Annotated in this window: 22 protein-coding genes; 18 read left to right on the top strand and 4 right to left on the bottom strand. The window is 39.2% G+C overall.

Annotated features, from left to right (window positions below):
* Nucleotides 1-58: 58 nt before the first annotated feature.
* Nucleotides 59-1,105: a radical SAM family heme chaperone HemW gene (gene hemW / locus MTT30_RS05365; RefSeq protein WP_429801245.1), complete on the bottom strand. Its 1,047-nt coding sequence runs from the start codon at nt 1,103-1,105 to the stop codon at nt 59-61.
* A gap of 53 nt (nt 1,106-1,158) precedes the next feature.
* Entirely contained in the window at nt 1,159-2,043 is an 885-nt protein-coding gene (locus MTT30_RS05360; RefSeq protein WP_429801244.1) for a helix-turn-helix domain-containing protein, read from the bottom strand.
* Between the two features lie 106 nt (nt 2,044-2,149).
* On the opposite strand from MTT30_RS05360, the gene MTT30_RS05355 reads away from it, so the two are divergent.
* The 12 genes from MTT30_RS05355 to cmoA all read left to right on the top strand — a co-directional run bounded on the left by MTT30_RS05355 (nt 2,150) and on the right by cmoA (nt 13,900).
* Nucleotides 2,150-4,096: a TonB-dependent receptor domain-containing protein gene (locus MTT30_RS05355; protein ID WP_429801243.1), complete on the top strand. Its 1,947-nt coding sequence runs from the start codon at nt 2,150-2,152 to the stop codon at nt 4,094-4,096.
* Between the two features lies 1 nt (nt 4,097).
* A complete protein-coding gene (locus MTT30_RS05350) occupies nt 4,098-5,183 on the top strand; it encodes a PepSY-associated TM helix domain-containing protein (protein WP_429801242.1) in 1,086 nt (361 codons plus the stop codon).
* Nucleotides 5,184-5,246: 63 nt separating this feature from the next.
* Nucleotides 5,247-5,711: an RNA pyrophosphohydrolase gene (locus MTT30_RS05345; RefSeq protein ID WP_021091471.1), complete on the top strand. Its 465-nt coding sequence runs from the start codon at nt 5,247-5,249 to the stop codon at nt 5,709-5,711.
* Entirely contained in the window at nt 5,711-6,913 is a 1,203-nt protein-coding gene (locus MTT30_RS05340; RefSeq protein WP_021091541.1) for an aspartate kinase, read from the top strand. Before MTT30_RS05345 ends, MTT30_RS05340 begins: the two co-directional genes overlap by 1 nt.
* Nucleotides 6,913-7,455, top strand: a complete 543-nt coding sequence (locus tag MTT30_RS05335; RefSeq protein WP_072594585.1) for a HobA family DNA replication regulator — start codon at nt 6,913-6,915, stop codon at nt 7,453-7,455. The genes MTT30_RS05340 and MTT30_RS05335 overlap by 1 nt, the downstream gene beginning before the upstream one ends.
* On the top strand, nt 7,456-8,076 hold the full coding sequence (locus MTT30_RS05330; protein WP_429801241.1) for a DNA polymerase III subunit delta': 621 nt from the start codon (nt 7,456-7,458) through the stop codon (nt 8,074-8,076). It begins immediately after the preceding gene.
* Nucleotides 8,073-9,212, top strand: coding sequence for a dihydropteroate synthase (folP, locus tag MTT30_RS05325; RefSeq protein ID WP_429801240.1), 1,140 nt, complete (start codon nt 8,073-8,075; stop codon nt 9,210-9,212). The genes MTT30_RS05330 and folP overlap by 4 nt, the downstream gene beginning before the upstream one ends.
* On the top strand, nt 9,206-9,637 hold the full coding sequence (locus MTT30_RS05320; RefSeq protein ID WP_314539772.1) for an NADAR family protein: 432 nt from the start codon (nt 9,206-9,208) through the stop codon (nt 9,635-9,637). Before folP ends, MTT30_RS05320 begins: the two co-directional genes overlap by 7 nt.
* A gap of 41 nt (nt 9,638-9,678) precedes the next feature.
* The gene (gene ligA, locus MTT30_RS05315) at nt 9,679-11,622 is read left to right on the top strand and encodes an NAD-dependent DNA ligase LigA (protein ID WP_429801239.1); all 1,944 of its coding nucleotides are present in this window, start codon (nt 9,679-9,681) and stop codon (nt 11,620-11,622) included.
* Nucleotides 11,612-12,325 carry a 23S rRNA (cytidine-2'-O)-methyltransferase TlyA gene (tlyA, locus tag MTT30_RS05310; protein WP_429801238.1) on the top strand — a complete coding sequence of 238 codons (714 nt, stop codon included), beginning with the start codon at nt 11,612-11,614 and terminating at the stop codon, nt 12,323-12,325. Before ligA ends, tlyA begins: the two co-directional genes overlap by 11 nt.
* On the top strand, nt 12,291-13,184 hold the full coding sequence (locus tag MTT30_RS05305; protein ID WP_429801237.1) for a bifunctional riboflavin kinase/FAD synthetase: 894 nt from the start codon (nt 12,291-12,293) through the stop codon (nt 13,182-13,184). The genes tlyA and MTT30_RS05305 overlap by 35 nt, the downstream gene beginning before the upstream one ends.
* Before the next feature lie 11 nt (nt 13,185-13,195).
* On the top strand, nt 13,196-13,900 hold the full coding sequence (gene cmoA, locus MTT30_RS05300) for a carboxy-S-adenosyl-L-methionine synthase CmoA (protein ID WP_429801817.1): 705 nt from the start codon (nt 13,196-13,198) through the stop codon (nt 13,898-13,900).
* A gap of 64 nt (nt 13,901-13,964) precedes the next feature.
* On the opposite strand, the gene fdhF is transcribed toward cmoA, so the two are convergent.
* Nucleotides 13,965-16,244, bottom strand: coding sequence for a formate dehydrogenase subunit alpha (fdhF, locus tag MTT30_RS05295; RefSeq protein WP_429801236.1), 2,280 nt, complete (start codon nt 16,242-16,244; stop codon nt 13,965-13,967).
* Nucleotides 16,245-16,638: 394 nt separating this feature from the next.
* On the bottom strand, nt 16,639-16,911 hold the full coding sequence (gene rpsO, locus MTT30_RS05290; protein ID WP_004317763.1) for a 30S ribosomal protein S15: 273 nt from the start codon (nt 16,909-16,911) through the stop codon (nt 16,639-16,641).
* 146 nt (nt 16,912-17,057) lie between these two features.
* Here rpsO and MTT30_RS05285 point away from each other — a divergent pair, with 146 nt between their 5' ends.
* The 6 genes from MTT30_RS05285 to MTT30_RS05260 are packed head-to-tail and all read left to right on the top strand — an operon-like array spanning nt 17,058 to nt 22,282.
* Nucleotides 17,058-17,462, top strand: a complete 405-nt coding sequence (locus MTT30_RS05285) for an RrF2 family transcriptional regulator (protein ID WP_054196916.1) — start codon at nt 17,058-17,060, stop codon at nt 17,460-17,462.
* Nucleotides 17,463-17,464: 2 nt separating this feature from the next.
* Nucleotides 17,465-19,657, top strand: coding sequence for a flagellar biosynthesis protein FlhA (flhA, locus tag MTT30_RS05280; protein WP_429801235.1), 2,193 nt, complete (start codon nt 17,465-17,467; stop codon nt 19,655-19,657).
* Nucleotides 19,658-19,666: 9 nt separating this feature from the next.
* Nucleotides 19,667-20,692 (top strand): DHH family phosphoesterase, encoded by a 1,026-nt coding sequence (locus MTT30_RS05275; protein ID WP_429801234.1) that lies wholly within the window; start codon nt 19,667-19,669, stop codon nt 20,690-20,692.
* On the top strand, nt 20,689-20,916 hold the full coding sequence (locus MTT30_RS05270) for a hypothetical protein (protein ID WP_021089755.1): 228 nt from the start codon (nt 20,689-20,691) through the stop codon (nt 20,914-20,916). Before MTT30_RS05275 ends, MTT30_RS05270 begins: the two co-directional genes overlap by 4 nt.
* A gap of 9 nt (nt 20,917-20,925) precedes the next feature.
* Nucleotides 20,926-21,336, top strand: coding sequence for a tetratricopeptide repeat protein (locus tag MTT30_RS05265; RefSeq protein WP_429801233.1), 411 nt, complete (start codon nt 20,926-20,928; stop codon nt 21,334-21,336).
* Between the two features lie 16 nt (nt 21,337-21,352).
* Nucleotides 21,353-22,282, top strand: coding sequence for an aspartate carbamoyltransferase catalytic subunit (locus MTT30_RS05260; protein ID WP_429801232.1), 930 nt, complete (start codon nt 21,353-21,355; stop codon nt 22,280-22,282).
* Nucleotide 22,283 lies beyond the last annotated feature (1 nt).

Below are 22,283 nucleotides of genomic sequence, written 5' to 3'. Positions count from 1 at the left end.
TATTAAATTTTATTTAAGCTTTGTATTTTATCTTGACTTTGCTCAAAATTTTATAAATTTAGCCCTCGATAAAGAGTGCGATCTCGTCGCTTAGTAAGAAATTTGGATTGTAAAATTTGCCATTTTTAAAGAGCAGTTTTTTATTTTCCACAAGCAAATTTGCTCTGCTTAGCTGTGATTTATTTAAGCGAGTAGCATCTACTCCGACTATGCTTCTAAGCCCTAAAAATATATGCTCTCTTGCTAGCTCGCTTTGGCTTAAAATTTCTCTTTCTCTATGCGTTGGCTGAGCGATGTAGACGTCTATGCTACTTTTGGCGTAGTATCTGGTGGCGTCCTTAAAGCCCACGCTAAAAGCCCCCACGCCAAGATAGTTTTTGCCTTGCCAGTAGCCAAGATTGTGCTTGCAAATTTCTCCAAAATTTGAAATTTCATACTGCTTAAAGCCAGCTCGCTCTATCTGCTCTATCATAAATTTAGACAAAGTGTCGCTATCCTTTTTATAGCTTTTTTTGCCAGAAAATGGGGTGTTTTCTTCAAGTGTGAGCGAGTAGGCGCTTAGATGCGTGATAGCAAGGCTTTTTAAATTTTCAGTCTCAGCCAAAAGGTGCTTTTTAGTATCAAATTTAGTGTCATAGATGAGGTCTAAATTTATGCTCTTAAAGCCAGCTGTATGGGCATTTTCAACCGCTTTAAAAATTTGCTCCCTGCTGTGGATGCGTCCTAGAAATTTAAGCTTATCTTCAAAAAAGCTTTGCGCGCCAAAGCTTATGCGGTTTGCACCTAAATTTTTTACATGCTTTAGCCAAGCAAGGCTTGCTGAGTTTGGGTTTGCTTCAAGTGTGATCTCGGTTTCTCGCGCGCAAAGAGGCGCTAAAATGCTAAAAATTTCATCATAAAATTTAGCATTTATAGCACTTGGTGTACCTCCACCAAAAAATACGCTTGAAATTTCTTTTACATTTTGGCTTTTTAGCTGAAAATTTAGATCAAGAACTAGCGCTTTAAAATAAGTGTTAGCCTTGTTAAATTCGTCGTCACTTGAGCCAAAAGCACAATAAGGACACTTGCTTTCGCAAAATGGCACATGGATATAAACTTGCAAATTTCTCTCTTTTAAATTTTGAGGATTATAAGAAATTTGGCATTTATAGTAGTTTAAAAGTAGCTTTTGGTCTTTAAGAGTTTGCTTGGTAAAAAGCCAAAATTTATCTTAAAAATTTTTGCAAAATGTGCAGTATTTGTATAGCCTACGATATTTGCGGCTTCTTTTATGCTGATATCATTTTGCTCCAAAAGAGTAAAAGCGAGCTTTAGACGCTCTTTTGCTAAGAGTTGATATATCGTATCTTTGAAAAATAACTTAAAATTTTTCTTTAGCCAAAAGTCATTTGTACCACAAAGATGGGCTAGCTCTTTGATGCTTGGAGGATTTTGCATACGACTCAGCAAGATCATTTTAGCCTTTAAAAGAGTCTTTTCTTCATCTCTACTAAGTGAGAATTCGCTCTCTTTTTGTATTTTACTTTTATAAATAAGCTCTAAAATTTTTGACTCGGTAAAAATTTCCCTCATTGCACCTTCATATAAATTTGTCGTCTCAAGTTCATTTAAAACGCAAATTTGAGCTAAATCTTTTTTGTATTTCAAAAGCTCAAATTTATCATCAAATCTAAGCCCAGCAAATATCTCAAGCTTATTTGCATAGCTTTCATCAAAAAGTAGTGTTTTTGTCTTATAAAATTTATTTTGATACTCAAAGACACCTTTAAAATCATCATTAACAAGCCCAATGCAAAATTCATCTTTGTTTAAAATATACTCTTTTCTATCAAGCTTAAAGCAAAGATCGTTTTTATCCTCATTAAACATTAAAAATAGATATTTTTTAGACTTGTGACGATCTCTTTTTATCCTACCATTACATAAAATTTCACTTTTTAGATAGCTGATGCCACTACTTTGCTTGAAAAACTCCACGCTTACTTGTTTTTCCTTTTGAGATATCTTGCTCGTTCCATATTTTTTATCTAAATTTATCATTTTATCCCTCAAGCGTTAAATTTAATCCCTTTAGCGTTACGTATGATATTGATAACGATTATTTAATTTTAGTAAAATGTGCATTAAATTTTTATAAGGAGTTTTTGTGAAAAGTGCATTAAAAATTTCTATTTGTGCGGCAATTTTTATAAATTTACCGCTTTTTGCAAATGAAGATAAGGTTCTACCAGAGGTTAAAGTAGTGAGTGCGACAGGATTTGAGCAAAATATCAAAGACGCACCAGCAACGCTTAGCGTTATAACTAAAGAGGCATTAGAAAAGAAAAATCATAAAGATATCGAGAGTATGACAAAGGATATCCCAAGTCTTTTTGGAACGACTCCCGAAGCGGCAAATAGACGAGGAATTTCTATACGTGGATTCTCTCCAAGATTTACTAAAATTTTAGTAAATGGCATGCCAGTACCAGGCGATAACGCCTATAAAGGGCTTAGAAGTGTTGGAGGCTCATATAGTTTCATCCCGCCAGCAAGTGCGATAAGTCGTATAGAAGTAATACGCGGCCCTATGAGTTCGCTTTATGGAAGTGACGCGTTAGGCGGAGTTATAAATATCATTACAGATGAGTTTAGCAATGAATTTGGTGCAAATCTTGGCTCAAGCTATAAATTTGCTAGAAATAAAAATATAAGTGGCGAGCTTTACAATAGCCTTTATTTGCACTCTGGACTCATTGACGATGTTTTAAGCGTTTCTGTTTATGGTAAAAATTTAAATAAATCAGAAGATAAAATTTCTTATGCAAATAGAGAGCAAAAGGATAGAAATTTTGGTGCAAAACTATTTTTTAGGCCAAATGAAAATAATGATCTTACGCTTGAGCTTGCAAGAAGCGATGTGAAATATAAAAGAACTAAAGGCAAAACACTATCAACTGGTACTAACTCGGTTGCTAGCGAGAGAATAAAGGGAGATATGATAAATTTAAGCCACGAAGCAAGGCTTGATAATATCTTGCTTCAAAGCTATTTATCTTACGGCAAGATAAAAGAGATAGCACAACAAAATTTGACGCTAAAGACTCTAAACTTTGATACAAAAGGCTCATATTTTACCGATAATAATGCCTTTACATTAGGACTAAATGCTAAAAAAGAAAAGCTTGACGAAAAGGCCACCACAGCAGATGCGGCAAATGTAAAAAGATATGATGTTTCACTTTACGGCGAAGATGATTATCATCTTACAAAAGATTTTATCTTAAGTACTGGTATTCGCTACAACTACGATGAAAACTATGGCTCGCACGTTTCACCAAGAATTTATGGCATCTATAGCTTAAACGACTTTTTCGCCTTAAAGGGTGGAGTTAGCACAGGTTATGCGACTCCAGATATCAAGCAACGCACGCAAGATCTTGCTTTGCCATTTGCTGGAGGACGTGGAGCGCAGCTTGGTAGAAGCAGCCTTAAGCCAGAGACAAGCGTAAGTTATGAATTTGGTGGCGTTTATAATAACAATGAAGGTTTTGAAACGTCTTTAACTGGCTTTTACACAAGTTTTAAAGATATGTTAAGTTACAGGCCTATCTGCTCAAGAGGCAGTGTTTGCAGGCATAAAGGCAAAATTTATCCAAATGGTATTTGGGAGAGTATAAATATCGGTAAAGCTGAAATTTACGGAGTTGAGCTAACAAATGAGTGGCAGGTAACAAATGCTCTTAGACTAAATCAAAGCTATGTTTATACAAAATCAAAACAAAAAGATGGATCAGAAGTCGGTAAAAGCTTAAACAACTATCCGCTTCATACATTTAAATTTGGAGCGAACTATGAGCTAAATAGATGGCTAAATTTCTGGTCACAGATAAATTATTATGGTAGAACTAAAAACTCATTTAGCTATGCTGATGATATGAGAGCTTATGTGATCGCAGATCTTGGCATAAACTACAATGTAACTAAAAATTTCAGCCTAAACTTAAGCGTTTATAATCTCTTTAACGAGTTTTTTACGACAAGATCAGGCAGATACGATGTTTTGATAGTTGATGGACAAAAGATCGAACTTGGCTTTAATTTGAAGTTTTAAAATGTTTAAAATTTGGCGGAAATTTCACTTAATTTTAGCTCTTATATTTGCTTTGCCACTTTTGATAATCTCAATTAGTGGAGCAATTATTTCGTATCACGATGAGATAATTGAGGCTTTTAGCAAAGATGAGATAGACATAATGACTAATAAAAGTGCTTTAAAAATAGATGAAATTTTAAAGGTCTTTAGTAAGACTATGCCAAATTTTAACCTTAGTTATATAAAGATAAAAGGCGAGGCAAATAGAGCTTATGTGGTAAGCGGCACAAGCCAGAATGGCGAGTTTAAGTCATTCTTTGTAGATCCTTATACGGGCGAGGTAGTCTCTGAAAATAGCGTGGAAAAATTTATAGGGCTAGCCTTAAATTTGCATAAAAATCTAGGACTAGCTCTATTTAAAAATGAAAATTTATCTAAATTTGCAAGCGAGATAGTGGCGATTTCAACGATTGCACTACTTGCAATTTTATTATCTGGAGCGTTTATACAATTTTGGAGATTTAGAAGTAAATTTATTAGCGCCTTTAAGCTAAATCTAAAGGCAAAGATATATTCGCTGCACGGATTTTTGGGGCTTTATTTGGGGGTCATTTTGCTTATTATCTGTATTAGCGGTCTATACTTTTCTTATGAGAGCTTTGCTAAGGTTATAAATCAAATTTGTGGCGAAGAGAAGGTATTTAAAAAGCCAAATTTTACTAGCAAAAATGGCTTTAGTTTAAGTGATGAGCAAAAGGTAGAAAATCTTCAAAAAGCTTATGAAATTTTTACTTTAAAATTTGGAAATGAGTTTGATGCTTTAAATTTTATCCTCAATAAAGATGGCGTAAAATTTATGATCTTTTACTTGCCAAAAGGCGCTAGTGAGAGTGATGGCGTTAGGCTTGCGGTCGATACGGCAAGAGGAGAAATTTTAAAAAATACCATGCCAAAATCTTTTGAAATTTATAAATTTATGCTTGATCTGCACGCTGGATATATATTCAAAGAGGCTGGAAAATTTATCTTTTTTATGGCTTCTTGTGGAGTTGGCGTGCTACTTTTTAGTGGTTATGTGATTTACTACAAACGGCGTAAAAAGTAGTCTTATTTATCTATCTCTTAACTCTTTTTAGTTATTATCCCAAATAAAATTTTTGGAAAAATCATGCAAAAAAAATACAGACCAAATGTGGCAGCTGTTATTTTGTCTAGCTTGTATCCATTTAAATGTGAAATTTTAGTCGCAAAAAGGGTGGATATGGATGATATTTGGCAGTTTCCTCAAGGCGGAATAGATGAAGGTGAGAGTCCAAAGCAGGCCTTAAAAAGGGAGCTTAAAGAAGAGATCGGAACTGATAAAATCGATATCTTAGATGAGTATCCGCAGTGGCTAAGCTACGACTTTCCAGCAAACGCGGCAAAGAAATTTTATCCATTTGACGGACAGACGCAAAAATATTTTTTGGTTAGACTTAAAAATGGTGCCAGCATAAATTTAAAGACAGAGCATCCAGAGTTTAGCGAGTATAAATTTGTAGATTTTGGTAGAAGTTTAGAGGGAATAAATCACTTTAAAAAGCCTATTTATGAAAAGGTTTTGAGTTATTTTAAAGAGAAAGGATATTTTTGATGTTGATCGTTCAAAAATTTGGCGGAACTAGCGTAGGAACACTTGAACGCATCGAAGCTGTGGCAAATAGAGTCATTGAGACAAAAAATAGCGGTGCGGATGTAGTTGTGGTAGTTTCTGCGATGAGCGGAGTTACAAATCAATTGGTTGAATATAGTGAATATTTTTCAAAACATCCAGATGGCGTCGCCACTGATATGCTTTTAAGCTCTGGAGAGCAAGTAACGACCGCGCTTTTAACGATCGCACTTAATGCAAAAGGCTATGCATGTGTGGGTATGACAGGTGCGATGGCAGGCATTATTACTGATGATATTCATACAAAAGCAAGGATCGAAAGGATAGAGACTGCTAGGCTAAAAGCCGAGCTAAAAGCTGGCAAAATCGTGGTTGTGGCTGGCTTTCAAGGTATAGATGAAAAAGGTAATATCACAACCCTTGGTAGAGGTGGTAGTGACCTTAGTGCAGTTGCATTAGCAGGGGCGCTTGATGCTGACCTATGCGAAATTTTTACCGATGTTGATGGCGTTTATACGACTGATCCAAGGATAGAAAAAAAGGCAAAAAAACTTGAGAAGATAAGCTATGATGAGATGCTAGAGCTCGCTTCTGCTGGAGCAAAGGTGCTACAAAATCGCTCAGTCGAGCTGGCAAAAAAACTAAATGTAAAACTCATTACAAGAAGTAGCTTTAATCACAACGAAGGTACATTAATAGCAAAGGAAGATGACAACATGGAAGCAGTTTTAGTAAGCGGAATAGCACTAGATAAAAATCAAGCAAGAGTAACACTAAGAGGCGTAGTTGATAAGCCTGGCATCGCAGCAGAAATTTTTACAGCTTTAGCTCATGAAAACATAAACGTAGATATGATAATCCAAAACGTAGGACATGACGGCACTACAAATTTAGGCTTTACAGTGCCACAAAACGAGCTTGAACTAGCAAAAGAGACTATGCAAAAGCTCTCAGCTGCAAAACATATAGAATTTGATGACGCGATCGTGAAAGTTTCAGTTATTGGCGTCGGCATGAAGAGCCATAGCGGTGTAGCATGTCTAGCATTTGAAACGCTTGCAAAAGAGGGCATAAATATCCAAATGATCTCAACAAGCGAGATAAAAATTTCAATGATCGTTGATCAAAAATATGGTGAGCTAGCGGTTCGCGTACTTCACGATGCTTATAAGCTAGATAAATAATGCAAGATTTTATTCAGTGGACGTTAAAGGCTATTAGGGACGAAGGCCCTTTGATGAGCTGGATGGAGGAAAGGCGTGTCGAATGGACGCCTTTGCTCGCATCTAGGCTTAAATTTTTACTTGAAGGAAGGGCTTTTATAACTATAAGCGATGAAGAGCGAAGATGGTTTGAAATTTATCTTTTAAAAAAGATGAACCATTCAAAAAGCATAAGGCCGTTTTTGCCATTTTTTAGCCTAAGATCGCTTTATCCATCGCTTGATGAGATAGAGACAAATGAGCAAAAGCAGCTTCTAAAAGATATGCTAAGTCTTGCTTTTCCAAACGGATACTTGTTTTTTTATATAGGAAAGAGCCTTGATAGATATGCGAATTTAGCCAAAAGTGATGAGGATAGTTATATGTGGCTATTTGACGAGCAGGCACAAAACAGCTTTACTCTTAGCTCGAGTGACGAAAATTTAGACGTTAAACTAATAAGCCTTTGCAAAATTTTTGACAAAAGCATCGATGCTGCGCTCTTTGCTAAGGTGATACTCTAAATGCTTAATAAAATCGTCGTTACAAGCGATTTTGAAAATTTAAAAGCCAAACTTGAAGATGAGCTTGGTATAAATAATTTAAGATTTTATATAAGTGATGATTTTTTGCTAGAAAATGCAAAGGATGTCATCGCAGAAGCATACATTGCTGAAAAAGATGAAAAAATTTTAGTAATACATGCTAATTCTTTTAGGACAGAGGCTCAAAATGCACTTTTAAAGATCATTGAAGAGCCTCCAAGAAATATCAAATTTATAATAGTAACGCAGAGTAAAAATTTACTTCTACCAACGATAAGATCGAGAATGCTCATAGAAAATAAGCTCACCAAAAAGCAAAAAATGAGTGTGGAGCTAAATTTAAAATCGCTCAGCCTAAAAGAGCTAACAAGCTTTATCGATCAAAAGATAGCAGACGAGCAAGCTCAGAAATTTGGCAAAAACGAGTTAAAAGAGCTTGTTGGCGTTATCGTGACAAAGGCGGTTGATAGCGGGTATAAATTTAGTGGCGATGAGATGGATTATTTTTTCTCGCTTATTAAGCTAGCTGATCTAAATGCCAAGTCTCACGCCGTGCTAACGCCACTACTGCTTACTATATTTCAAAAAGGACGACGTTGAAATTTTATAAGATAGATAACAAAAGCGACTTTGATGAAATTTGCAAAGCTATCTCGCCAAGTCCTGCTGGTGCGAAGCTCATGCATGAAAAGAGCGAGATAAATTTTATTTTTATCGACGAGATAAAGACCCCAGCGGCAAATATCCTAAAGCAAGACGCCCTAAGCGTTGGCGCCGAGCTAGTTACGCATAATGATACGATTTTAGGCAAAGAGAGCCTAAATAAAGCCTTGTTAATGGCGACAAACGCGCAGCTTAGGCAGTTAGCCAAAAAAGAGAAGCTACAAGACTTTGGGCTTAAAAAGCTTGCAGGTTTTTTAGAAACTAAATTTATAAAGCCCGCAAAGCCTCTTATAATGGGCGTAGCAAATATAAATTCGGATAGTTTTAACGAGCAAAGCCGCATAAATATGCAAAATGGCATAGCAAAAATCGAAAGTATGATCGAAGCAGGTGCAGACTACATCGATCTTGGCGGCGTTAGCTCAAGACCAGGGAGCGAGTATTGCGGCCGTGAGGAGGAATTTAGGCGTATAAAAGATATCGTGGAGGAAATTTATAGGCTAAATTTACACGAAAAGGCGAAATTTAGCCTTGATAGCTTTGATGAGTATTGCTTAGAATTTGCGCTAAATCACGGCTTTAAGATGATAAATGACATCACGGCAAACGCAAATTTAGCCCAGCTTGCTGCAAGATACGACGCCCAGTTTTGCATGATGCATATGCAAGGCGATCCAGCCACCATGCAGGTTGCGCCAAAATATAGCGATCTAATCGGCGAGATAGCGGACTTTTTTGAGCAAAAGATAGCCCTTGCAAGAGAGCTTGGCGCTAAAAAGCTAGTGCTTGATGTGGGTATTGGCTTTGGCAAGACGGCCGAACAAAATTTATTGCTTATCAAGCATTTGGAGCATTTTTTGAAATTTGAGTGCCCACTACTAGTTGGTGCCAGCCGCAAATCAGTGATAAATCACTACCACCCAAGCGAGGTTAAAGACCGCCTGCCAGGCTCGCTTTACCTACACTTAAAGGCCTTCGAAAACGGTGCGCAGATCATTAGGACGCACGATGTGGCCGAGCACAGGCAGCTTTTTGATATGCATGAGGCGATGAGTCAAGCCACGCTTTGGTAGGGCGCTTGACTAAAAAGGCTGAGTGCTTTGGTGATAAAGAGGCTTTTGAGCAAATTTTATCCGCTAAAGATCCAGTGCAGATGAAGGCGCTTGGCAGGCAGGTGCTAGGCTTTGACGCTAAGGTCTGGGACGAGGTCAAATTTGGCGTCGTGCTAAATGCGAGCTATCTAAAATTTAGCCAAAATGAACCTTTGCGAGACTTTTTGCTATCAACTGGGAGTAAAGTTTTGGTTGAGGCAAGCCCAGTTGATAAAATTTGGGGCATAGGTTTGGCCGCAAGTGATGAAAATGCGCAAAACCCTATGAAGTGGCGAGGGCAAAATTTACTTGGCTTTGCGCTGATGAGGGTGAGGGACGAGATAGCAAAGGTCTATAAAAATGTCCATTTACGTGACGCGAGAGAGCTAAATTTAGATCATTTATAAAGTATGTTTAAGATAAAATGCGGTGTAAATTTGGAGCAAAAATGACAAAACAAGAGTACGAAAAAGCGGTAGATACGCTAAATGCTTGGGCAAAGGCCTACTACGACGAGGATGAGCCACTTGCAAGTGACGAGGAGTATGACGCGCTATATCACGCGGTGCTTGATTATGAGCAGGCAAATCCAAGCGAAATTTCTATCTTTTCACCTACAAAACGCGTGGGCGGCACCGTAAAAGAGGGCTTTAGCAAGGCTAATCACATCAAACGCATGTGGAGCATGGAAGATATTTTTGATCTAGCCGAGCTTGATGCGTGGCTAAAGCGTGGCGAGAAAGAAGATTTGGTCTTTGTTGCTGAGCCAAAATTTGACGGAGCGAGCTTAAATTTGCTTTATGAAAACGGCGTTTTGGTTAGGGCGATAACTAGGGGTGACGGTGTTACTGGTGAGGATGTGACGCAAAATGCAAAGACGATAAATTCTGTTTTAAAGAACATTGATTACAAAGGGCTTATAGAAATCAGGGGCGAGGTCGTTATAAAAAAAGAAGATTTTGAACTACTAAACGTAGAGCGCGCAAAAGAGGGCGAGGCGCCACTTTCAAACCCTAGAAATGCAGCCGCAGGAAGCCTTAGACAGCTTGATAGTGCAGTCACTGCTAAAAGAAAGCTACTTTTCATACCTTGGGGTGTGGGCGAGCAGAGTCTTGGGCTAAAAGATCACAGCGAGGTGATGAAATTTGTGCGTGATCTTGGCTTTGAGAGGGATGAATTTTTTAAAATTTTAAAAAAAGATGAGCTTGAGGCCGCATATAACGAGCTCTTGGCAAATCGCGACGCAAAAAGTGTGATGATGGATGGTATGGTGATACGTGTAAATGACCTTGCGCGCTGTGAGCAGCTAGGATATACGGTCAAATTTCCAAAATTTATGGTGGCGTTTAAATTTCCAGCGATCGAAAAGGTTACTAGACTAAAAGATGTGGCACTTCAAGTTGGCAGAAGCGGCGTAGTAACGCCTGTTGGTGTGCTTGATGAGGTAAATATCGATGGCGCAAATGTAAAATCCGCCACGCTTCATAACTTTGATGAAATAGAGCGCCTTGGTGTTATGAAAAACGACTATATCGGCATTATCCGTTCAGGTGATGTCATACCAAAGATAACAAAAGTTTATAAGGATAGGCGAGATGGTAGCGAGCAGGTGATAGAGAGGCCTAAATTTTGCCCAGTTTGTGGCTCGCACCTACTTGATGAGGGGGTGTTTGTAAAGTGCCAAAATTTAAGCTGCAGGGCAAGAGTGGTGGGCTCTATCATCCACTATGCGTCGAAAAAATGCCTAAACATCGACGGCCTTGGCGATGCGATCGTAAATTTACTATTTGATAAGGGGCTAATTTCCTGCATAAAAGACATTTACGGCCTTAAATTTGATGATCTCATTGTGCTTGAGGGCTTTAAAGAGAAAAAGGTAAACAATCTTTTAAATGCGATCGAAGCTAGCAAAGGTGCGGAGCTATCGCGCTTTATCACTGGGCTTGGCTGCGAGCACATCGGCGAAGTGGCGGCTAAAAAGCTTGCAAGTAGCTTTGGACATGGCTGGCTTGATGTTAGCTTTGAGGAGTTAACCTCGCTTGAGGGTTTTGGCATGGAGATGGCAAATAGCCTGATAGACTTTGCCGAGGTAAATAGGGACGAAATTTTAGCCCTAAGCCAGATCGTGCAGCCAAGCGTGACGCAGGTGCAGAGCATCTCAAATGCGCTAAGTGGCAAGACGGTCGTTATAACTGGTACGCTAAGTCGTCCAAGAGATGAGATAAAGGCCGAGCTTGAGAGTTTTGGCGCAAAGGTTTCTGGCTCAGTTTCTAAAAAAACAGACTTTGTCTTAGCTGGCGATGAGGCTGGCAGCAAGCTTGATAAAGCAAATGAGCTAGGCGTACGAGTGATCGACGAGAGCGAATATGAAAGGCTAAAACTTGAGGTTTGATAACTACGTCGCAAGCGTTTTAAACATCAGTAGAAACAAGGCCAGCGAGCTTATAAAGGCTGGCAAAGTGCTGCTTGATGGAGAAATTTGTACTAGAGTATCAAGCGAAGTTAGCGAGGCTGAAATTTTACTGCTTGATGAAATTTATGTTGGGCGAGGCGCGCTTAAGCTAAAGAGTTTTTTAAAAGCAATGAAATTTGATCTAGCTGGTAAAAACGCACTTGATATAGGCAGCTCAACAGGTGGCTTTATGCAAATTTTACTTGAAAGCGGCGTAAAAAGTGTGACTGGCGTCGATGTGGGCACTGATCAGTTAGATGCTAGCCTAAGAAATGACGAGCGAGTGAAAATTTATGAAAAGACCGATATAAGAGAGTTTGCTAAGCAAGGGCAAGGTAAATTTGATCTAATAACCTGCGATGTTAGCTTTATCTCTTTGGCTGAAATTTTGCCCGCCGTTTGTGAGCTAGCAAGTGGGAATTCGCTCATTATCACGCTTTTTAAGCCACAATTTGAAGTGGGTGTTGGCGTAAAACGAAATAAAAAAGGCGTCGTCACTGATATGAAAGCTATAAATTTAGCAATGAAGAGGTTTGAAGTGATGGCTGCAAATTTAAAATTTGAGATGATAACTTGCAAAGAGTGCGAGGTAAAAGGGAAAGAGGGAAATGTCGAATTTTTCTACGCTTTTAACAAAAGATAACATCACTGCCGTTGCGATAGGGCACTTTGACGGCGTACACAGGGGGCACAAGCAGCTTTTAAAGCAGCTAGGCGAGTTTGGTGGACTTGTCGTGATCGATAAGAATAAAGCCAACATCACGCCAAAGCTAAAGCGAGCCGAGTACTCGAGCTATCCATGTTTTTTATATGATTTTGACGCTATAAAAGGGCTTAGTGGCGAGGAATTTATCGCGCTTTTAAAGCATGATTTTAAAAATTTAAAAAAGATCGTTGTGGGATTTGATTTTAGATTTGGTAGAAATAGAGCCTGGGACAAGTATGATCTGGATAGAATTTTTGATGGAGAAGTGGTCGTTGTAGACGAGGTTTGCTATGATGGCATGGGTGTGCACAGCTCGGCGATAAGGGAATTTATCAAGCAAGGCAAAATCAAAGAGGCAAATAAACTGCTAGGCAGAGAGTACTCGATCGAGGGCAATGTGATAAAAGGGCAGGGCATCGGCGCAAAAGAGCTGGTTGCGACGCTAAATTTGGACGTCAAGAGCTATCTTTTGCCGCGCGAGGGCGTTTATGCTACAAGAACCAGAATGGGCTCATACACCTACGGTTCGGTCACTTTTATAGGCACTAGAGTTAGCACGGACGGAAATTTCAGCGTCGAGACACACATCTTAGACGAGGTCGCGCCAAAAGTAACAAAACACGTCGCAGTTTGCTTTGTAAAACGCATCAGAGATAATGAGAAATTTGCAAATTTAAGCGAGCTAAAAGAGCAGATAAAGTGCGATATAGCCGAGGCTAGAAAGAGTGTTGGTGTTTGCGATCTGTATTGTGATGAGGCGATAAAGTATTTTGATGGAAGTGGAGCCGGAATATGAGAGATGAGAAGATGAGAGATGAAATTTTTAAAGAGCCTATAAGCAAGCAATTTGAGTTTGACGACTTTGTGGCGAGCGTTTTTGACGATATGATCTCACGTTCGGTACCATTTTACGATGTGAGCTCAAATTTAAACGCAAAGCTACTTGCTAAAATTTTGCCAAAAGATGCAAGCGTGTGCGACCTTGGCTGCTCGACGGCAAATAGCCTACTTTTGCTAAATAACCTTAGAAATGACCTAGCGCTAAGCGGCGTGGATAACTCTGAGGCGATGCTAGCAAACGCTAAAAACAAGGCAAAGGCATATGGAGCTAGTATAAATTTCGTCCTAGCTGACATCACAGAGTGTGAGCTAGCAGGCTTTGACGCGGTTTTAGCAAACTATACTTTGCAGTTTATCAGGCCGCCAAAAAGAGCAAATTTGGTACAGAAAATTTACGATGGGCTAAATGAAAATGGACTCTTTTTATTTAGCGAAAAGATCATTTTTGATGATAAGAAGCTCACCAAAAGCGTCATAGAAATTTACGAAGATTACAAGCAAACACAAGGCTACTCACGCTATGAAATCGCTCAAAAAAGAGAGGCACTTGAAAATGTGCTGGTGCCATATACTGAAGAAGAAAATAGAAACTTAACCCTAAATGCTGGCTTTAAACGAGTCGAGAGTACATTTAAATGGGGAAATTTTATGAGCTTTTTAGCGTTTAAGTAAAAATTCTCTTTTAAATTTATATCCACTATTTTTATAAAAAGTGAGGCACGAGGCCCCACTAATTTTACTCATTTATCGCTGCATTTCCGTGGTGGTGAAAGTCATCGTAGATGATCTTTGAAGTTTGGAATTTCTCGCGTTTTAGCTCGCGAACTCTTAAAAATTCCTCTTCGTCGATCTTCTTGATCTGGATCGCTGCTTTAAATGTCGGAGTCTTACTGATGAAGTCCCAGCCGCTGCTTGTTAGCTCGTTGCATGAGCTCTCCCAGTAGTGAAAAGTCATCTGTATGATACCATCAGGCACGATGTCGGTAACCTCGGCTTTTACGACGATGTAGCCGTGTCTGCTCCACGCTTTGATGAAGTCGCCTTGCTTTATACCGTATCTTGCTGCAAACGACGGGCTCATCTCAGCGATAGGTCCGATGCTGTCGCCGCCTTCTTCGATCGCACGTGATCGCCTTGTCATGGTGCCAACAGTGTATTGATAGACCTTTCTAGTGGTTAGAAGCTGTATCGGATACTCAGCGTCGGTTTTCTCATCAACTGAGCCAGCCATAATAGGATACTCAGGCGACATATTCATTTTCTTAGCAAATTCAAGTTTTGCTGGCTCGATCTTGTCGGTACTGTCCACAAATAGGCATGGTACAAAGCGACCTTTACCATCAGGTGTAAAAAATTTCTTATCAAGATACAAGCTTTGACCACCCATGCTATCTTCTGTTGGGCATGGCCAGTGAAGTCCGTGATATTTTTTGATGCGGTAGTAGCTCATGCCACCATAGCGTCTAGGGTCGCATTTTCTAACTTCTTCCCAAATTTCTTCTGGTGAGTTGTAGTTAAAACCCTCAGCTGCACCCAAACGACGTGCGATCTCACAAACGATCCACCAGTCTTGCCTAGCATCGCCTGGAGGTGTGATAACTGCTTCGTTGTGTTGTACGCGGCGCTCTGCGTTGGTATAAAGGCCTTCTTTCTCGCTACTTGCAACACCTGGAAGTACTACGTCAGCTTTTAGAGCAGTTTCGGTCAAAAATAGGTCTTGAACCACGTAGAAATCAACATTTGCAATGCCTTTTAAGAAGTGGTTTGTATTTGGCTCAGATATAACTGGGTTTTCGCCGATAGTCCAGAAGAAATGCACTCTGCCATCAAGTATTGCATCAGGCACCTCTGTCTTGTGGATACCTATTTTTGAATTTAAAAATCCAGGCTCAAGGTGCCACATTTTCTCAAACCAAGCTCTTTGCTCTGGGTCGGTGACTGAGCCAAGATTTGGAAAGATGTTTGGTAGTACGCCCATATCGCAGCAGCCTTGAACGTTCTCTTGACCTCTAAGTGGCAAGTCGCCTGTGCCAAGCTCGCAGATGTTGCCGGTGATCAAGAATAAATTTGACACATCGCAAACTCCGCCAACGCCGTGGTTGAAGTGAGTTACGCCCATGCCGTGAGTGATGACGGCTGGTTTTGTGGTGGCGTACATTCTAGCAGCTGCTCTGATATCCTCTGGATTTAGCCTTGTATACTTGGCTACTACCTCTGGTGCATAGTCTTTTACAGCTTCTTTGACGTACTCAATGCCGATTGTGTGATCTCTTACAAATTCTTCATTTACAAGGCCTTCTTCGATGATAGTATAAAGAAGTGCGTTGATAACTGGGATATTGTGCTCAGGCTCTAGTTGTAAGTGAATGTCAGCTCTACTTGCAAACTCAGTCTTAATGGGGTCAATAACGATCAGTTTTGCGCCGCGGTTTAGCGCTCTTTGGATGTGCATAGCTGCGATTGGATGGCCATTTTCTGGGTTTGAGCCTATCATTAATATACAGTTACTATAAATTCCTATCTCTGTAAAGCTATTTGTGGCAGCTCCGTTTCCGATTGTTTTAGCAAGTCCTGCTACTGTCGGAGCGTGTCAAATTCTAGCACAGTGATCGACGTTGTTTGTGCCAATTACAGCCCGCATTAGCTTTTGAGCGACGTAGTTGTCCTCAAGTGTACAGCGTGCTGAGAAATTTCCTGCTAATGAGTCAGGGCCGTATTTCTCTTTGGCTTCTTTCATTTTTTCTACAACAAGGTCAAGTGCCTCGTCCCAGCTGGCCTCTTCAAATTCGCCATCTTTTGAAAAAACGCCGTTTTTCCTTCTGATAAGTGGTTTTGTAAGTCTATCCGGACTTGCAACGTAGTCCCAGCCATAAAAGCCTTTTAAGCATAAATTTCCTTGATTAACTGGATTGTCTTCAACGCCAGTTGCGGCACGAACGACATTATTTTCCACATGCAAGGTAACCTGACAGCCCGTCCCACAATAAGGACAGATGACTTTGCCTTCTTTCATCATTTTCTCCTTTACTATGCAATATTTGCATATTTCTATATGAGTAATATTACTAGCCAAATTCTTAATCTTTAATAAAAATTCTTTATCTATAAAAATAAATTTTTAATCTAAGTTAAAATTAATTTAATTCTATTAAAGTCAATTATTTAGGGGTTTTAAAATTTATTTAAAATTGATAAATTTATTATAAAAGAAATAAAGATATAGAGATTTAGCTTTTTATATAAAATGAAAAAATTAATTCTAATTTTACTTTATTTAAAAAAGGTTAGTCATATTTTGAATAGATAAATTAATACTAAAGATGGAAAAATTTTAAAATAGACTGTAAATTTTTGAATAAAAATATGGATGAAGGAAATTTAATAAGGAGAGCAGATCGCTCTCCGATGGATTATTTATCTCTTAAGCCAAGCTCAGAGATTAGTTTTGAATATGTAGTGTAGTCTTTATTTTTAAGATATTTTAAAAGTCTTTTTCTTTGACCAACTAGTTTTAAAAGACCTAAACGTGATGAAAAGTCTTTTTTGAAAATTTTAAGGTGTTCTGTAAGTTCAGTTATTCTAGCTGTTAAAAGAGCTATTTGAACTTCTGGAGAGCCTGTATCTCCCTCTTTTCTAGCGAATTTCGCAACTATTTGAGCTTTTTTAGCCGAATCCAAAGCCATAATGACCTCCTGATTGGTGAATTTTGAAAGAGCGATTATAGCATTTAAAACATAAAGTTAGATAAAACTACGCTTTTTAAAAATTAATGAAAAATGCAGTAAAAATTTAATAAAATTAGGGCTATTTAAAGACCTAAGGAAGATAAATGCTTTTTACAAAGGCAAGCGAATACGCTCTACTTTCACTTATTTTAATATCTCAAAAATCATCTCCAGTTGATGTTGATACGATTTCAAATGAGCTTAAAATTTCAAAAAGCTTTTTGGCCAAAATTTTACAAAATCTTGCAAAAGATGGAATTTTAAAGTCATTTAAAGGGGCAAATGGCGGTTTTGCGCTAAATAACGAACCTGAAAATTTAAGCATAAAAAAGATAATAGAGTGTGCTGAAAAACGTGAACTTAATGTCTTTGAGTGCTCATCTTCTGCAGATGGCTGCCCGTCAAATAAAGCCTCAAGCTGTCAAATTTGGTCGATGTTTAGTGGCCTTCAAAGTAAGATCGACGAGATGCTTGATGCAATAAAACTAAGCGACATCGTTAAGAAGTAAAGTTGGCAAAGCAAAAAAATAATATCTTAACTCTTGTTGCGCCGTTTCTTGCGCCAATTGTTAAGTTTAAAAGTCTTAGCATCGTTGGTATCATTGTTGCCATCCTTGCTATCATCATCGTACCGCTTCCAAGCGCGGTGCTTGACTTTTTTCTGGCACTTTCTATTTCTATTTCTGTGCTTATAATCTTAATTTCGATTTATGTGCCAAAGCCAACCGATCTTAGTACATTTCCGACACTAATTCTTATCGTTACGCTTTTTCGCCTCTCGCTAAATATCGCAACCACGCGTATGATCTTAAGCGAAGGTCACAACGGTCCAGAAGCGGTCAGTGAGATCATCTCAAGTTTTGGAAATTTCGTCGTTGGCGGTAACTTTGTCATCGGCACCATCGTCTTTTGTATCTTGGTGCTCATAAATTTTATGGTCGTAACAAAGGGTTCAACCCGTGTGAGTGAGGTGCAAGCACGTTTTACACTTGATGCGATGCCAGGTAAGCAAATGGCGATAGATGCGGATTTAAACGCAGGTTTGATTGACGAAAAAACAGCGCGTGAAAGACGTCAAGCCATCATCGGCGAGGCAAATTTCTACGGCGCGATGGATGGTTCGTCTAAATTTATAAAAGGTGATGCCGTCGCTGGCATCATCATCACTATCATCAACATCATCGGTGGCTTTGCTATCGGCTCGTTTCAGCACGGCCTTGATATGGCGACATCGGCTCAGTATTATACGATCCTAACTATCGGTGATGGCCTTGTGAGCCAGATCCCAGGACTTATCACATCAACAGCGACTGCTATCATTATCACAAGGGCTAGCAAGGACGATGAGGATTTTGCAGAAGGCACATTAAATCAGCTCTTAGGGGATTATAAAACCTTGTTGATAGTGGGCTTCATACTATTTATGTTTGCCCTTGTCCCTGGACTTCCAACTCTTTCTCTTGGCTTTATTGCAGTGCTATTTTTGGGACTTGGCTACATCATCAAGCAGACCAAAGATGGCGGGCTAAATTTAAGCCTTGCGTCAAAAGATAAAACAGCTTCTAAAAAAGCTGGAGCCGCTACGAAAAGTGGGGCAGGGGCAGCTGCTAGTAGTGCCACTACCAAGGTGCCAAAGAAGAGCGATGAAGAGATCGCAAGAGAAGAAGAGACTAAGATAAACGACATCTTAAAGCTTGAAATTTTAGAGCTCGACCTTGGATATGGCCTACTAAAGCTAGCTGATGTAGATCTCATTGAGAGGATTCGTGCTATGAGGCGAAATATCGCTTCAAGTCTTGGCTTTTTGATGCCAAAGATAAGAATTCGTGACAACCTTCAACTACCGCCAAACGAGTACCGCTTTAAGCTAAAAGGTATCGTGATCGGTCAGGGTGAAATTTATGCGGATAAATTTCTAGCGATGGATAGTGGACTAGTTAGCGAAGATATCGAGGGGATTCCGACAAAAGAGCCAGCTTTTGGGCTGGACGCGCTCTGGATCGATGCTAGCGTCAAAGAGGACGCCATACTTAGCGGCTACACGATAGTTGATCCTGCAAGCGTCATATCAACGCATATGAGTGAGCTTATCAAACAAAATGCAGCTGAGCTTCTAACTCGCCAAGAGACGCAAAATTTATTAGACAAACTAAAGATCGACTACCCAGTTGTAGTCGAGGATACGCTAAGGATCGCACCTATAAATTTGATCCAAAAGGTTTTAAAAGCGCTGCTTAAAGACAATATACCGATCAAAGACCTACTTAGTATACTTGAATCAATTAGCGACATCGCCGAGGTTAGCAAAAACCTAGATATGATCATCGAGCACGTGCGCGCAGCGCTCTCACGTGTCATCACTTCGCTTTATGTCGATGAGAAAGGTCAGCTAAATTTTTACATTTTAGATAGTGCTGCACAGCAAAAGCTTATGGACGCGGTGCAGTATAAAGACGGTGCGTATCACCTGATGATAAATGTAGCTCAAACTTCATCGATCGTTCAGGCTCTAAGACATGAAAAAGAGAAACGTCCGATGAGTCAGCACGGCGAAATGGTGCTTTGCGTGGAGCCAAGTCTAAGAAAATTTATAGCAAATATCTGCGCAAATTTTGCCATCGACATCGTGGTGCTAAGCTTTGCTGAGATCTCGGCAAATACGCCATTTGAAACGGTTGGCGTCATAGAAATAGAAAATTTATAAAGGAAAAAGATGAAAATTTATCACCTCTCGCACACCGATCTTGACGGATACGGCGCGCAATACATAACAAATTTTTACTTCAAAGATGTGAAATTTCTAAACTCAAACTACGGCAGAGAGATAGATGATAAATTTGCTCAAATTTTAGCTGAGATAGATGCCTCAAATGACGATAAAAACATCATCTTGATCACTGATCTAAATTTAACTCTAGCTCAGTGCGAAAGCTTTGAGGAGATAATAGAGGGTAAAAATATCAAGCTATTTTTGCTAGATCATCACCAAAGTGGTGCCGAGTGTGCGAGCAGCTATCCTTGGTACTTTTTAGATAGCTCAAGGTGCGCTACAAAGATCACTTACGACTTTTTTGCAGGAATTTTTGGCAAAAACAAAGAGCTTGAAATTTTTAGTGACGTCGTAAATGCCGTGGATATCTGGCTAAAAGATGATAAAAATTTTGAGATGGGCAAAGTTTGCTTGGGACTTGTTGCAAATGCTAAAGAGATAAACAAGGTGATGTTTGAAGCTGAAAACAACCTCTATATGGATTACATCTTAAAAGAAGCTAGCAAATTTTTTAACGAAAAAAACGACTATATCGGCCTTGACATGCAGGTGCATGCTATTAAGAAGTCATTTTTCAAAGAGGAGAGAGACGATACGCTAAGTAACCTAATCTCAAACTACGTCGTAAAAAAACTTAGTGAAAATAAAGAGAGATTTAGCATAAGCTATAAAAATCATAAAGGAATTTTAACCTACAATATCGGCAACGTTTCTGTTATCGGCAACGACTTTTTAGTGGCAAATCCTGAATTTGACTTCTTTATCGACGTGACAAATAAAAAAACGCTAAGCTTTCGCGCAAATGGCAAACTTGACGTTAGCGCCATGGCAAAACACCTAGTTGGCGGTGGTGGACACGTGAATGCAAGCGGCGGCTTGTTTGCAAATTTTAAAGATAGCTTTAGCTATGAGCCGATTAAAGCCCAGATAATTGATCTAATAACTAAAAAAACACAGGAGGAAATATGAAAGAAGAAGAGGTAAGCGTAGAAGAACTTAGCTATGAGCTTAGTATGGTGCTTGAGGCTATGTTCTACTATGCTGGAGTAAAAAAAGATAAACTTGAAGAGGCGGCAAATCTCTATGTCGAGTGCATCGATGATGCGCTTGAAAATTCTGACGCTAGCGGTAGCGACGAGGTCATAGAGATAGTTGAATATATGAAAAAACATCATTCAAAATTATTTAAATAAGGAAAGAAAATGAAGAAAATTTTAGTTTTAGTGGCAGCAGTTTTTGCGTTAAATGCTATGGCAAATGAAAATTTAGACAAGGCAAATGAGCTTTATGCAAAGAAAAATTTTAATGAATCTTATCTTTATTTTAATAAGGCTTGTGGAGAGGGCGAGAAAAAAGCTTGCACGATGAATGCGATCATGCTATTTAACGGTGACGGTGTAGCAAAAGATAGAGTTCAAGCTGAGAAAATTTTTACAAAAATGTGTGACGAAAACGAAGGCATGGCGTGCGAAAAACTAGGCGAAATGATCGCTTATGGCCTTGTAAAAGATAAAGACGCAAACGAAGCAAAGAACGAAGAAAAAGCAAAGGCTTTATTTAAAAAAGCTTGTGATAACGGCTACCAACCAGCTTGCGACTTTGTGACAAAATAAATTTAAGAGGCTTAAAATGGGCTACAAACATAAAGATTTGATAGGAACTAGAGAGCTTAGCAAGGAAGAAATTTTATATTTTTTAGAGGCGGCGAAAGAGTTTAAGGAGCTAAATTTAAGCCAAGTGAAAAAAAATGACTACCTTCGTGGAAAGACCACGATCAACGCATTTTATGAAAACTCGACAAGAACTAGAACATCCTTTGAGATTGCAGCAAAGAGGCTTGGGGCTGATACGATAAATTTCAGCTCATCAAGCTCGAGTGTGACAAAGGGCGAGAGCCTAAATGACACGATGAATAACATGGCTGCTATGAGAAGTGACATCATCGTGCTTCGTCATCCAAGCTCTGGAGCTGCGAAATTTGCAGCGGATAGAACTGATGCTAGTGTCGTAAATGCGGGGGATGGCACAAATGAGCATCCAAGTCAAGCCCTGCTTGATCTTTTTACGTTAAGAGAGCATGGTAAAATTTTAGATAAAAACTTAAACGTTGCAATCATTGGCGACATCGCTAGAAGCCGTGTAGCAAGGTCTGACATCTGGGCGATGAAAAAATTTGGTATCAACTTAAAGCTCTTTGCGCCAAGGATGATGATGCCAAAAGATGATGAGGTCTTTGAGTCTCAAATTTGCAAAAATATGGAGGAGGCTTGCGATGGCAGTGACGTCATCATCATGCTTCGCATCCAGCTAGAGCGTGGCGGTGCGGACGTAGCATTTCCAAGCTCGAGGGAGTACTCGAAATTTTTTGGACTAAATAAAAATAGGATAAAGCTAGCCAAACCTGATGCGATCGTGTTGCACCCAGGACCGATAAATAGAGGCGTGGAGCTAAACTCAGATGTGGCTGATGGCGCGCACTCAGTCATACTAAATCAAGTAGAAAACGGCGTTGCTATAAGAATGGCGATACTAAATACGCTTGCAAAAAATAGGGGCTAAC

The organism is Campylobacter concisus (assembly GCF_050447445.1).
Taxonomy (GTDB): domain Bacteria; phylum Campylobacterota; class Campylobacteria; order Campylobacterales; family Campylobacteraceae; genus Campylobacter_A; species Campylobacter_A concisus_BI.
The sequence above is the reverse complement of the archived record's forward strand: the minus strand, read 5'-3'. Positions and strand labels throughout refer to the sequence as shown.

What these genes read in the sequence shown, in the direction of transcription:
- MTT30_RS05330 (WP_429801241.1), top strand. Translation starts at nt 7,456, where the DNA reads ATGCTTAATAAAATCGTCGTTACAAGCGATTTTGAAAATTTAAAAGCC.
- MTT30_RS05350 (WP_429801242.1), top strand. Translation starts at nt 4,098, where the DNA reads ATGTTTAAAATTTGGCGGAAATTTCACTTAATTTTAGCTCTTATATTT.
- MTT30_RS05270 (WP_021089755.1), top strand. Translation starts at nt 20,689, where the DNA reads ATGAAAGAAGAAGAGGTAAGCGTAGAAGAACTTAGCTATGAGCTTAGT.
- ligA (WP_429801239.1), top strand. Translation starts at nt 9,679, where the DNA reads ATGACAAAACAAGAGTACGAAAAAGCGGTAGATACGCTAAATGCTTGG.
- MTT30_RS05305 (WP_429801237.1), top strand. Translation starts at nt 12,291, where the DNA reads ATGTCGAATTTTTCTACGCTTTTAACAAAAGATAACATCACTGCCGTT.
- MTT30_RS05260 (WP_429801232.1), top strand. Translation starts at nt 21,353, where the DNA reads ATGGGCTACAAACATAAAGATTTGATAGGAACTAGAGAGCTTAGCAAG.
- MTT30_RS05335 (WP_072594585.1), top strand. Translation starts at nt 6,913, where the DNA reads ATGCAAGATTTTATTCAGTGGACGTTAAAGGCTATTAGGGACGAAGGC.
- MTT30_RS05265 (WP_429801233.1), top strand. Translation starts at nt 20,926, where the DNA reads ATGAAGAAAATTTTAGTTTTAGTGGCAGCAGTTTTTGCGTTAAATGCT.
- MTT30_RS05345 (WP_021091471.1), top strand. Translation starts at nt 5,247, where the DNA reads ATGCAAAAAAAATACAGACCAAATGTGGCAGCTGTTATTTTGTCTAGC.
- MTT30_RS05285 (WP_054196916.1), top strand. Translation starts at nt 17,058, where the DNA reads ATGCTTTTTACAAAGGCAAGCGAATACGCTCTACTTTCACTTATTTTA.
- MTT30_RS05275 (WP_429801234.1), top strand. Translation starts at nt 19,667, where the DNA reads ATGAAAATTTATCACCTCTCGCACACCGATCTTGACGGATACGGCGCG.
- rpsO (WP_004317763.1), bottom strand. Translation starts at nt 16,911, where the DNA reads ATGGCTTTGGATTCGGCTAAAAAAGCTCAAATAGTTGCGAAATTCGCT.
- cmoA (WP_429801817.1), top strand. Translation starts at nt 13,196, where the DNA reads ATGAGAGATGAAATTTTTAAAGAGCCTATAAGCAAGCAATTTGAGTTT.
- MTT30_RS05340 (WP_021091541.1), top strand. Translation starts at nt 5,711, where the DNA reads ATGTTGATCGTTCAAAAATTTGGCGGAACTAGCGTAGGAACACTTGAA.
- MTT30_RS05360 (WP_429801244.1), bottom strand. Translation starts at nt 2,043, where the DNA reads ATGATAAATTTAGATAAAAAATATGGAACGAGCAAGATATCTCAAAAG.